Origin of the sequence: Jeotgalicoccus marinus DSM 19772 (assembly GCF_000425825.1) — a bacterium.
GTDB classification, from domain to species: Bacteria; Bacillota; Bacilli; order Staphylococcales; family Salinicoccaceae; genus Jeotgalicoccus; species Jeotgalicoccus marinus.
The window spans coordinates 94532-106289 of record NZ_AUEE01000008.1; the positions used below are offsets into that span (position 1 = coordinate 94532).

The following is an 11758-nucleotide window of genomic DNA, read 5'->3' on the forward strand; positions in this document are numbered from 1 at the left end:
ATGAAAGCCTTACTTAGTGTTTCAAATAAAACAGGTATAGAGGATTTTGCCAAATCACTTGTTAAAGAAGGCTATGAATTATACTCCACGGGTGGTACTTACCAGACTTTATTGGATGCTAATATTGAAGTTAAATCAGTGAGTGACTTAACTAATTTTAGTGAAATCATGGATGGACGTGTCAAAACTTTACATCCTGCAGTTCATGGTGGAATCTTGGCAGATCGAGATAATCCGAAGCATCTAGAAGAACTAAAAGAAAATAACATCGAGACAATTGACCTTGTAGTTGTTAATTTATATCCGTTTAAAGAAACTGTTAGGAAAGCTAACGTGACTGAAGACGAAGCAATTGAAAATATCGATATTGGTGGACCGACTATGCTTAGAGCAGCAGCGAAAAACTTTAAGCATGTGACGACGGTTGTTGATCCGTTTGATTATGACGAAGTCATTGAACGTATCCAAAATAATAATTTAGATGAAGCTTATAGAAAGTCGCTTATGATTAAGGTGTTTCGTCATACCAATGACTATGATCAAGCGATTGTGAACCATTTTTCTCAAAATGAAGACATCTTAAGATATGGTGAAAATCCACATCAAACTGCACGTTCAGTTAAAACAAGTGATGATAAGAATACACTGTTAAATGCTGAAATTTTACATGGTAAGGCTCTGAGCTATAACAATTTAAGAGATGCTGATAGTGCACTTAGCTTGGTAAGAAAATTTGATGACCCTGCTGCAGTTGCTGTCAAGCATATGAACCCTTGTGGGGTGGGTACTGGAAAAAATCTAGCGGAGGCCTTTCAAAATGCCTTTGATGCGGATAGTCAGTCTATCTTTGGTGGCATAGTTGCCTTGAACAAAACTGTAGATCAAGAGACTGCTGAAAAATTAAGTAAGGTCTTTTTAGAAGTGATTATTGCACCTAACTATACTCATGAAGCCATGGAAATACTAACAGTCAAAAAGAATATTCGATTGTTAAAAATGGATTTTACAGATGAGGTTCAAAGCGAAGAAATGGTGAGTGTATCAGGTGGATATTTAGTGCAATCAAAAGACCGAGGCAAACTTGACATGAGTCAGTTGGAGTTTGTGACTGAAAAACAACCGAGTAATGCTGAATTAAAAGCTCTGGCACTTGCTTGGGAAGTATCAAAACATGTGAAATCCAATGCAATTGTCTTAGCGAATTCTAAACAAACAACCGGTATTGGTGCAGGCCAGATGAATAGAGTAGGTGCCTTAAAGATTGCTGCAGAACGTTCAATTGATTCTGATGAAGAAGTTGTACTCGCAAGTGATGGCTTCTTGCCAATGCCAGATACAGTAGAACTTGCCTATGAACATGGGATTAAGGCAATTATACAACCAGGTGGCTCTAAGCGTGACCAGGAGTCCATAGATTTCTGCAACGAGCATGGTATGGCAATGGTGTTTACAGGCATGCGTCATTTCAAACATTAAGGAGATGTCTTATGAAGGTCTTAGTAGTAGGTAGTGGCGGTAGAGAACATGCGCTTGTAAAAAAGCTAAGTGAGTCAAAATATGTTGATGAAATTCATGCCGTCCCAGGGAATGATAGTATGAAACAGTATGCTGAAATTTACCCTGAAATCTCAGACGTTGATACAGAAAAAATCTCAGAAAAATGTAGAGCACTTGAAATTACTTGGGCAATTATCGGGCCAGAGGCTCCGCTTAATATTGGTCTTAGTGATGTTTTAGAAGAAGCTGGAGTTAAGGTTTTTGGACCAAGAAAATTAGAAGCTCAACTTGAATCATCTAAGGAATTTGCTAAGAAGATTATGCAGAAATATGATATTCCAACCGCAGACTACCAAGTTTTCTATAATAAAGATGAAGCTAGGGCATACATTGAACATAAAGGAGCACCTATAGTACTTAAAAAAGATGGCCTTGCTGCGGGTAAAGGTGTCTTTGTTGCTATGACTATGGATGAGGCACTTCAAGCGCTTGACTACATTTCTGATGAATCTTCAGAAGAAGGACTCGTAATTGAAGAATTTTTAGAAGGTGAAGAATTTAGTTTGATGGTGCTAGTCAACGAAGATTATATTATACCTTTTGATATTATTGCTCAAGATCATAAACGTGCCTATGATAATGATCAAGGTCCTAACACAGGCGGTATGGGTGCCTATGCGCCAGTCCATCACTTGGGTGATTCAGTGATTGAAGAAGCGGTAGAGACTATTGTTCAGCCTATGGCAGATGCGATGGTTAAAGAAGGTTTGAAGTATTTTGGTGTTATGTACCTTGGCGCTATCATTACTAAAGATGGTATTAAGGTCATTGAATTTAATGCACGTTTTGGTGATCCAGAGGCTCAAATTCTTTTATCATTATTAGATTCAGACTTAATTGAAGTGCTAGAAGCGGTTAAAGCGAAAGAGAAATATCAGTTAAACTTCTCTAAGGATTATATGCTTGGAGTTATCTTAGCGTCTAAAGGCTATCCTGAATCATCTACTAAAGGATTAAAGGTGAAGATACCAACTGAACTTAATGATCAGGTGTTTAATAGTGGTCTAAAACAAGTCGATGATGATATTTTTGAAACTAACGGTGGACGTGTCTTGTTGGTCACTGCTAGAGGTGAGAATTTAGAAGTAGCTAAAAACTTAGCTTACGATAATCTCAAAAAAGTAGACTTTCATGGTGATGATCTATTCTATAGAACGGATATTGGGACTAGGGGATTATAAAAAACCTTTCACATCAAAAAAGATGTGAAAGGTTTTTATCGTTAAATTGATATAGCAAAAATTTTAAAATCATAGTATAATAATAGGGATTAATATTAGGAGGCGTCAGAATGAAAAAGTACATATTACCAATTATTGCTCTATTTGTTCTCGTACTTGCTGCTTGTACATCTGATAGCGAGGTTGACGAGGAATTAACAGAAGGTGAGGGAGAAGGTGAAGAGACTACTGGAGAAGCGATTGATTTCAGTATCATGTCGCTACCAAACTCTCTAGACCCACATGCTGCTAATGATGGCTATTCATTATATGTTATGACAAACATTTATGAAACTTTAGTAAAACTGAATCAAGACTTGGAATTAGAACCAGGACTTGCTGAAAGTTATGAGCAAATTTCAGATACAACTTGGGAATTTAAGCTCAGAGAAGGGATCAAATTCCATGATAGTAGTGATTTTAATGCAGAAGTCGTTAAAGCGAACTTAGACCGTGTACGTGATGAGGAAGTTGCATCACCATTATCTTTCTTGTTTACAGAAATTGATGAAGTTGAAGTTGTAGATGACTACACTGTTCAAATTCACACGAAACAACCATTTGCTGCCTTACCTGCTCACTTAGCACATCCAGGTGGACACATGATTAGTAAAGAAGTTATTGATGCGGATTATGCTCAAATGGAAGAGGGCGGTAATCCTTTAACAGAAGTAAACCGTACACCAGTAGGCACAGGTTTCTTTAAATTTGAAGATATTAAAGAAGGCGAAGAAATTACTTTAGTTCGTAACGAAGAATATTGGGGAGATTTAGCTAAGCCTGAATCTATCACTTTTAGAGCAGTTCCAGAAGATCAGTCAAGAATCGCTGAATTAACTTCAGGTACAGCAGACATCATCTATCCGATGGACCCGAATGATGTTGAACAAGTGGATTCTAATGAAGGTAGTGAAGTGCAACAACGTCCAAGTGCGAATATGACTTACTTAGGATTTAATACTGAAAAAGAACCATTTAATGATGAAAATGTGAGACTTGCGATTGCTTCAGCTATTGATAAAAACTCAATCATTGAAAATATTCTTGTCGGTATTCACGAGGTGGCAGAAACACCGTTAAACCCAACTGTTTTTGGCTATAGTGAAAACTTAGACCCAATTGAATATGATCTTGACCAGGCGAAAGAATATCTTGCAGAAAGTGATTATCCAGATGGTTTTTCAGCAGAAGTTGTACTAAACTCAAGAACGCATCAAGATGTTGCAACGTATATTCAAGAAGTACTAAAAGAATTAAATATAGACCTAGAAATTTCCTTGATGGAAGCGGGAGCATATCAGGAATATACTGCCAACGGTGACCATGAAATGTTCATGGGTGGCTGGGGAACAGTAACCTTAGATGCAGACTATGGTCTATATCCTATGTTCCACTCTGATAATATCGGAGCTGCAGGAAATAGAACACGTTACTCTAACTCAGAAGTTGATGAACTGCTTGATAATGCCCGTGTTGAGCTAGATGAAGAAACACGTCTACAAATGTATGAAGACGCTCAACAAATTATTATCGATGAAGAACCATTAATTCCGATCTTCCATACTGAATTGTTAACAGGAATTAACTCTGATTTAGATGGCTATTATCAATACCCAAGTAGTTTCCCTTATTTAAAAGACTTGCATTAAAAAAAGCTTCTACTCAAAAATTACATTTTGAGTAGAAGCTTTTTGCATGTATTTACAAGTAACTAAGCAAATTTTATACTTTAATTAACAAAGAACGAATAAGTATTAAGACTATATAAGGAGAATAAAAATGAAAATAAGAGCACTAGAAGAAACTGACTTAAACTTTATTCATACATTGAATAACAGATACTCTACTATGGCATATTGGTTTGAAGAACCATATGAATCATTAGGCGAATTAAAATCGCTTTACCAGAAGCATATCTTAGATGAATCCGAGAGGAGATTTATCATAGAAGATGAGAATGAGAAGGTAGGCATTGTAGAATTAGTAGAAATAAACTTTATTCATAGGAATTGTGAAATTCAGATTATAGTGGATGAACAATTTGCTGGAAATGGATATGCCAAAAGGGCAATGAAACAAGCAATAGACTATGCATTTAACATTTTAAATTTGCATAAAATATATTTATATGTCGATGTTGAAAATGAAAAAGCCATCCACATATATAAAAATCAAAATTTTGAAATTGAAGGCACCTTACAAGAACATTTTTATACTAAAGGGGAATACCAAAATTCTCACATTATGGGACTTTTAAAGAAAAACTGGAGAAGTGAATAGATAAAACTTTTTCCATAGATAGACACCACCCACTTCAACAAAAGAAGGTTGAAGTGAGTGGTTTTTTAATATGATGTTTTACTTTTTTAATTCTCAATTGAGGCATTATTCAGGCAAGTGTACAAGAGCGTCTACTTAAGTGGCACTTTCAAGTTTACATATGTTAACAAAAAGGAAATTAAGTGATAGGTAGGTACAGATTTGTATATGTCAGGTAACAGTATTTTAAATAAAAAGAGGAGAGTTTTTGATACATGATGTATCTGTCCATCAACAATATCAGTTAGCAAAAAAAGATGAACTTAAAATCTTAATCGTCGGTGCAGGTATAGCGGGATTAACTGCGGCACAAATGCTTAGAAAGCAAGGAAATAACCCAGTATTAATAGAACGAAATAAAAGTAATAAAAGTTCTGGTTATATGTTAGCTTTGATGCCCATGGTAGATAATGCAATTTCAGAACTCAAAGTAACTGAAACATATTTAAATAAAAGTGTTTCTATTAATAACTTTAATTTTTACAGTCATCAAGGCAGTCTTTTACGCAAAAATTCCATACATGAATTAATGAGTAAATACGGTACCTACAGAGGTATTTCTCGTGGACGCTTGATAGAGGTACTTACTGATGATGGTTGCATGTTAACGTACGATACGAAAGTGAGCGATTTACATCAAAAAATAATAAAGTATCTGTTTCTTTTGAAGGATATGAAGATTTATTTGATTTTGATCTAATAATAATTTAAAAACATCTTAAATAATTATGAAAAAATATAACGACCGCGGGTTGAAAAAGCTCAATCTGCTTCTAGGAATCTTGCGAAGTTGATGTTTAATGAGAGTAGTATTTTTGCTTTTGTCAGAGATGAGGTATTGAGATTTATGACAATTGAAAGAGGTCTTAAATCAATATTGAAACTAATAGAAAATCAGCCTAAACCTTAAAATGTTATTACTTTTTAGGAAAATAATATTGGAACGATGACCATACTAAAAGTAGACTGATTCTTACCTAAATAAAATTTGAAACGGCATGCACAGATATTTTTAGTATGTACATGCCGTTTCTCGTATATAATATAAAAGTTATTTTTGTGCCAATTAAAGTGACTATTTAACTGTGTGTTATCGTGTATAAACTTTTAGCGGAAATTAATGATGAATTTTACACCATGTTCAGTTGGATCTGCTGTAAAGCTGCCATTATGGAAATTTACAGCATCCATAATAATTGAAAAGCCAAGACCGTGCTGGTCTTTATCTTCCTTAGTCGTTTGTTTACTCTGTATCAGTTTACTGAGATCTTTTTGGTCTATACCTTGACCATTATCTTCATAAGTGATGACGATACCTTCTTCATTATCTTCTAGAATAATGTTAATGATCGGATTTTTTTCATTATGATCCAGGCTGTTCTCAATCAGGTTGATAAACATACGCTCTACATACAACTTATTTCCATAGAATTCATCATCGTCTAAATTGTTATCTATATTGATATCTTTGTAGCCGACAGTTTTAATGATTTCCTTAAGCGCACGGGCTAGTGAAAAGGATTCCTTGTCTAGTTCCATCTGACTTGTTTCGACTTTAAAAGTGCTATTTAAACTATCAATCAGCTGTTCCATATATAAGGCTTTATCAGAAATTAAAGTGATATATTCCTTTTGGTCATCTGGAAAATAAGGCATTACTTTAGAATAGCCATAGATGGAAGTTAAGGGTGATTTTAAGTCATGAGAAATTTGGTTTAGCCACTTCGTTCTATAGTAATCAATTTGATTTTGGTACAATCGATCTTCTAATAGTTGAGCATTTAGAGAATCAACAGCTTCATCAAGCTCCTTGTAGATTTTCTTAGATTTTTTCCTGTTATATGAAGCACTCGGTTTATATAACAATCCATTAGATAGTTGGGTCAGCCAATCGACATAGAAGAACAAAGGTTTACTTAGTCTTCGAGTCATAATGATGGATAAGATAATTGCCAAGAGAATTATAAAAATAGGCACAACGATTAACAGGATACCTATTAATTTGAAGACAGTAATATCCGTATCTGTAAATTCATCAACATAGGCATAGTCCATAGTCGTTGCTGATTCAAAAAACTGTAGCTCATCACCAATGATATGATAGTTATAATCGTTATAGTTTTTCGTATACAGACTATCAATCAGCATTAGAGTATCGACCTCATCTTCATTTGAGATATCGATATTTGTGTCATCATTCTCATTGATCATTAGAAAGTGTGCATTTTCTTTATAGGGGATGGCAATTGTTGTTGTAATATTATCGATGATCAGCGATTTTAAATTACGGTTACTCTTCGGATATATCGTATTTGCTTCATCATCGATAATGAAAGCTGTATAGCCTTCTTCTTTAAGAGATGATTTAAGATTATCAGACAGTATATAACCATCTTCATCGTCATCATTGATTTCAGTAATTAATTCATAGTTATCAATCTTAGCCGGTGAGTTATTAGAGAACAATGAGTTCACGTTTATACCAAAAAGAAAAAGACTTATGATCACAACAAGTAAACTCAAGATCAGAAAAGTAATGATGTACTTTAAAAATATTAAAGCAAAACGCCTATTCATTAACATCACCACGGAAGATATATCCTTTCCCTCTAACGGTTTGAATTAATTCAGGTTGTTCTGGACTATCTTCAATTTTTTTACGCAAGGTTCTAATGTGCACCATCAATGTATTATCATCCACACCTTTGTCATAACCCCAAACATTTAGGTAGAGTTGCTCTTTCGTAAGTATTTGATTATTGTTTGTCATAAAACAGGTTAAGAGATCGTATTCTCTTGTTGTTAGATGAATTTTTATGTCTGCCTTGAATACCTCTGCTGTCGACGTGTCCACTGTTAGGTCTTTATATTTCATATGATGTACTGGCTCTAAGTGCACTTTTACTCTATAGGCAAGTTCGATAGGGTCAAATGGTTTTTTGACATAATCTATCGCACCTTGTTGAAAGCCTTTATAGACATCAATTTCAGAATCTTTAGCAGTGACAATAATGACTTTTGTCATATTTAAATTGATGAATTTCATTAACTGGTAGCCACTTTCTGATTTTAAATTTAAATCTAATAGTAAGACTTGAAAATTGTGTCTTAAGATTAAGTCTTTTGCCTCTTCTAAGTGGCTAGCAGTGTATACATTATTTATATTTTGAGACGATAAACTTAAAGTTATCAATTGTAAAATATCATTATCGTCTTCAACGATTAAAATTTTATTAGTCATAGTGACACCTCAATTATATTGTAAAAATAAAAGCTCTACTTGACCACCTTTATAGAATAAATTAAGACACATTTAAGGTAAGTTTAAATTTCTCTTAAAGTCTGAAGGATACAATGGTTTTGAGGTGAATTATAAAGTGAAAAGAATCGAAAGTGCAGATGTTATAAGAGGATTCAGTTTGTATGGAATCTTAATGGCTAATCTACTTATTTTTCAATTTGGTTTAAGTGGAAAAGACCACATGGAATTTTATGAATTGAACACGATTAATGAGTTTCTATTTAAGGCTGTAAAGGTGATATTTGAAGGTAGTTTCATGCCTATTTTTGCCATACTGTTTGGTTTTTCCATGGATAAATTATTTGAATCCATGAAGAATAAGGAAATGAAATGGAAAAGGTTTAAACTTCTATGTCGAGCAATTGGCATTTTAGTAATTGGTTTTCTTCATGCTACATATATTTGGGAAGGGGACATTCTTTTAGCATATGGACTCGCCATGTTAGTATCCATTATTTTTATAGGTTTACCTTCTTGGTTTTATAAAATTATATCCGGCATCATCATCGTCATTCTATTGTTAATGCTTGGGAGTGGTTTTCTATCTAGTGAAATTGATGAAGCATCAACGGTTAGTGAAGCGGAGACAAATGAATATATGACTGAATTACTAACGGTCTATCAGACTGGAACTTACGGTGAAATTGTCGATGCTAGAGAGAATATGGAAGATCCTTTTTACAATGAAATGATGAGTGAATTCAAGGATTCAAAAGGGTTATTCATGATTTTAGGACTTTTTATGCCAGCACTTGGCTTTATGTTTGGTATCAACCTGTCCCGTTCTGATTGGTTCCAAAAGGATGGCGCAAAATTTTGGAATAGTGCACTATATATTTGGCTTATTCCAGTAAGTATCATAATGAAATCAAGTATTTACTGGCTAAATGATGAGACATTAGCAAGTAACTTAAACCTAGTTTTTGGCCTATTTTTAGCGTTTGGTTTAATGAGCTTAATGAAACTTTTATACCAGAGATATGAGAATAACATCATTATGACCGGTATGAAAAATATCGGTAAACTGTCGCTAACTATGTATATCTTACAAAGTATCTTTGGCACATTCGTGATGTACGGCTATGGGATTGGCATGTTTGGTACTAATACTGTAATCTTTACGGTTATCTTGTTTACACTCTTCTACGTACTTCAGTTGATCCTTGCGACTTGGTATATGAAACACTTTAGATATGGTCCTTTAGAATATCTACTTAGAATGGTCACTTACCTACGTATCCGTAGTAGGAAATGGCAGAATAAGACTTCAAAATAGATCTGTTTTTATAATAAAATCTGACAGTTTAAATGCTTTTATGCTAAAATTTAATTAATTACGACTTTAATCTAGTTAGGTAAGGATGATGTTATGAAGACTTTGCTTCTCACAGGATACGAACCATTTTTAAAGTTTAAAACCAATCCAACACAGTCTGTTGTTGAAAGCCTTGAAGGTAAAACAATTGGTGGTTATAAGATTGTCGGTAGAATTTATCCTGTTGTTTTTGGTGAGATTAATAGTTTAATCGAAAAAGACATTGAAGATGTAGAACCTGATGCTATTGTTTCACTTGGACTGGCTAATGGTATTAAAAGCATCCACCTTGAACGTATTGCAATCAATACGAGAGATGGTCGTGAGGATAATTCAGGTTTTAAACCAAGCGGAGAAAGAATCTATAAAGATGGTGCGGATGGGCTATTCTCTAAATTGCCTTTAAAGCGATTAGAACAAGCACTTTTAGATGCAAATATTCCAACAACAATTTCTAATTCAGCAGGGACATATCTCTGTAATAATTTAATGTATAGTAGTCTTTATTATTTAAATCAGAAAGGCTTAGACATTCCAGCAGGTTTTGTACATGTTCCACCGAGTCATGAAATTGGAATTGCAGTTGGGTCTGCAAGTTGGTCTCAAGAAGATATCACAAAAGCAATTCATATCTTAATAGAAAATCTTCAAGATACTTAGGAGGGCATTATGGACGTTTTAAAAGTAAATTCATATGAAGAAATGAGCGATAAGGCTGCGGGTATTTTGATGGATGTAATCCAATCTAAGTCAGCACCAGTTATCGGTTTAGCAACCGGTTCAACACCAGAAGGTACGTATCAAGCACTTGTTAAAAAACTTAATGATAGTGATGTCGATCAAGATCAGATCACAACATTTAATTTAGATGAGTATGTTGGACTAGACGCCTCACATGATCAAAGTTATTCATATTATATGCATAAAAACTTTTTTGATCATGTTTCTATTAAGGAAGAAAATATTAATCTATTAAATGGTATGGCAGAAAGTGAAACAGCAGAAGTTGAAAGTTACGAGAGAAAGATTGACGAGAAAGGTATCGACATTCAACTACTCGGTATCGGACGTAATGGTCACATTGCTTTTAATGAACCAGGCACTTCATTTGATTCATTAACACATAAAGTTGAATTAACACCAGAAACGATTGAAGATAATTCGAGGTTCTTTGATGATATTGATGATGTACCTAAGGCTGCATTTTCTATGGGCTTAGCGTCAATTATGAAAGCGAGAAAAATTCTTATTTTAATCAATGGTGAGAATAAGAAAGAAGCCTTATCAGCACTACTTAGTGGTGAAGTTTCAGAAGAAAATCCGGCTTCTATTCTAAATAATCATCCTGATGTAACGATAATTGCAGACAGTGCAGCAATTGGTGAATAAGGCTAACATATGAGATAATACTCCTAATACATCGTGTTAGGAGTATTTTTATGAATGAAAACAAACAAAAAATCATATACACATTAGCGATGCTTTTCATATTTTTAGTTATCGCAAATACTATGGTAGAAGTAAACTGGGCCTTACAAGTATTAGCAGTGCTGTTTGCAGCTTATTATATTTATATGGCGTATAGAGAGATCAAGAAAAACAAAGATAAAAACGAACCAGATTAACCATCGAGATGGTACATAAAAAGGCATGCTTCCTGATGTTTTGTTTCAGGAAGCATGCCTTTTAATTAGTGACTTCAGTCGGTTGAGCACGTAGACGTGCGAAACAAATAAACCACACGCTATGCGTGTGGATGAAGTAGCTTTAGCGATAATATGCCCCTTTCTGTATACTAAATAATGGCTACCAACCGCTATTTAGAAAAGAAAGGGGCATATTGAATGTCTAAAGACGACCAAAGTTTATCACATACAAGATGGAATTGTAAGTATCATATAATATTTACTCCTAAGTATAGGAGAAAAGTTGTGTATGGACAACTTCGAAAAGACATAGGGAAAATACTTAGACGATTATGTGATATGAAAGATGTAGAAATTATCGAAGCACATGCGATGCCTGATCATATACACATGCTTGTGA

At 34.3% G+C, this 11758-nt stretch carries 12 protein-coding genes; 10 read left to right on the forward strand and 2 right to left on the reverse strand.

The genetic code is table 11. The features are described 5' to 3' along the window. The 5 genes from purH to H624_RS0106140 all read left to right on the forward strand — a co-directional run bounded on the left by purH (window position 1) and on the right by H624_RS0106140 (window position 5796). Window positions 1-1476: a bifunctional phosphoribosylaminoimidazolecarboxamide formyltransferase/IMP cyclohydrolase gene (gene purH, locus H624_RS0106120; protein WP_026866801.1), complete on the forward strand. Its 1476-nt coding sequence runs from the start codon at window positions 1-3 to the stop codon at window positions 1474-1476. An 11-nt stretch (window positions 1477-1487) separates the two neighbouring features. Further along, the gene (purD, locus tag H624_RS0106125; protein WP_026866802.1) at window positions 1488-2738 is read left to right on the forward strand and encodes a phosphoribosylamine--glycine ligase; all 1251 of its coding nucleotides are present in this window, start codon (window positions 1488-1490) and stop codon (window positions 2736-2738) included. A gap of 110 nt (window positions 2739-2848) precedes the next feature. Then, complete coding sequence (locus tag H624_RS0106130) at window positions 2849-4426, forward strand: glutathione ABC transporter substrate-binding protein (RefSeq protein ID WP_026866803.1); 1578 nt, start codon at window positions 2849-2851, stop codon at window positions 4424-4426. 130 nt (window positions 4427-4556) lie between these two features. Then, window positions 4557-5057, forward strand: a complete 501-nt coding sequence (locus H624_RS0106135; RefSeq protein WP_026866804.1) for a GNAT family N-acetyltransferase — start codon at window positions 4557-4559, stop codon at window positions 5055-5057. Window positions 5058-5304: 247 nt separating this feature from the next. Next, window positions 5305-5796 (forward strand): FAD-dependent oxidoreductase, encoded by a 492-nt coding sequence (locus tag H624_RS0106140; RefSeq protein WP_026866805.1) that lies wholly within the window; start codon window positions 5305-5307, stop codon window positions 5794-5796. A gap of 407 nt (window positions 5797-6203) precedes the next feature. Here the strand turns inward: H624_RS0106140 and H624_RS0106145 are convergent, their stop codons facing one another. Continuing rightward, the gene (locus H624_RS0106145; protein ID WP_026866806.1) at window positions 6204-7673 is read right to left on the reverse strand and encodes a sensor histidine kinase; all 1470 of its coding nucleotides are present in this window, start codon (window positions 7671-7673) and stop codon (window positions 6204-6206) included. After that, window positions 7666-8337, reverse strand: coding sequence for a response regulator transcription factor (locus H624_RS0106150; protein WP_026866807.1), 672 nt, complete (start codon window positions 8335-8337; stop codon window positions 7666-7668). The genes H624_RS0106145 and H624_RS0106150 overlap by 8 nt, the downstream gene beginning before the upstream one ends. 136 nt (window positions 8338-8473) lie before the next feature. Between H624_RS0106150 and H624_RS0106155 the strand changes: the two genes are divergently transcribed. From H624_RS0106155 to tnpA, 5 genes are all read left to right on the forward strand, one after another. Further along, window positions 8474-9673: a DUF418 domain-containing protein gene (locus tag H624_RS0106155; RefSeq protein WP_026866808.1), complete on the forward strand. Its 1200-nt coding sequence runs from the start codon at window positions 8474-8476 to the stop codon at window positions 9671-9673. Between the two features lie 93 nt (window positions 9674-9766). Then, on the forward strand, window positions 9767-10372 hold the full coding sequence (locus tag H624_RS0106160; protein WP_026866809.1) for a pyroglutamyl-peptidase I: 606 nt from the start codon (window positions 9767-9769) through the stop codon (window positions 10370-10372). A gap of 9 nt (window positions 10373-10381) precedes the next feature. After that, window positions 10382-11101 carry a glucosamine-6-phosphate deaminase gene (gene nagB / locus H624_RS0106165; RefSeq protein WP_026866810.1) on the forward strand — a complete coding sequence of 240 codons (720 nt, stop codon included), beginning with the start codon at window positions 10382-10384 and terminating at the stop codon, window positions 11099-11101. A 50-nt stretch (window positions 11102-11151) separates the two neighbouring features. Next, the gene (locus H624_RS0106170) at window positions 11152-11337 is read left to right on the forward strand and encodes a hypothetical protein (RefSeq protein WP_026866811.1); all 186 of its coding nucleotides are present in this window, start codon (window positions 11152-11154) and stop codon (window positions 11335-11337) included. Between the two features lie 219 nt (window positions 11338-11556). Continuing rightward, the coding region (gene tnpA / locus H624_RS0106175; RefSeq protein WP_026866812.1) for an IS200/IS605 family transposase at window positions 11557-11758 on the forward strand (202 nt) is incomplete at its 3' end.

Excerpts from the sequence above, each read along its gene's own strand:
- H624_RS0106130 (WP_026866803.1), top strand. The coding sequence starts at position 2,849 with ATGAAAAAGTACATATTACCAATTATTGCTCTATTTGTTCTCGTACTT.
- purH (WP_026866801.1), top strand. The coding sequence starts at position 1 with ATGAAAGCCTTACTTAGTGTTTCAAATAAAACAGGTATAGAGGATTTT.
- H624_RS0106135 (WP_026866804.1), top strand. The coding sequence starts at position 4,557 with ATGAAAATAAGAGCACTAGAAGAAACTGACTTAAACTTTATTCATACA.
- purD (WP_026866802.1), top strand. The coding sequence starts at position 1,488 with ATGAAGGTCTTAGTAGTAGGTAGTGGCGGTAGAGAACATGCGCTTGTA.
- H624_RS0106160 (WP_026866809.1), top strand. The coding sequence starts at position 9,767 with ATGAAGACTTTGCTTCTCACAGGATACGAACCATTTTTAAAGTTTAAA.
- nagB (WP_026866810.1), top strand. The coding sequence starts at position 10,382 with ATGGACGTTTTAAAAGTAAATTCATATGAAGAAATGAGCGATAAGGCT.
- H624_RS0106145 (WP_026866806.1), bottom strand. The coding sequence starts at position 7,673 with ATGAATAGGCGTTTTGCTTTAATATTTTTAAAGTACATCATTACTTTT.
- H624_RS0106150 (WP_026866807.1), bottom strand. The coding sequence starts at position 8,337 with ATGACTAATAAAATTTTAATCGTTGAAGACGATAATGATATTTTACAA.
- H624_RS0106170 (WP_026866811.1), top strand. The coding sequence starts at position 11,152 with ATGAATGAAAACAAACAAAAAATCATATACACATTAGCGATGCTTTTC.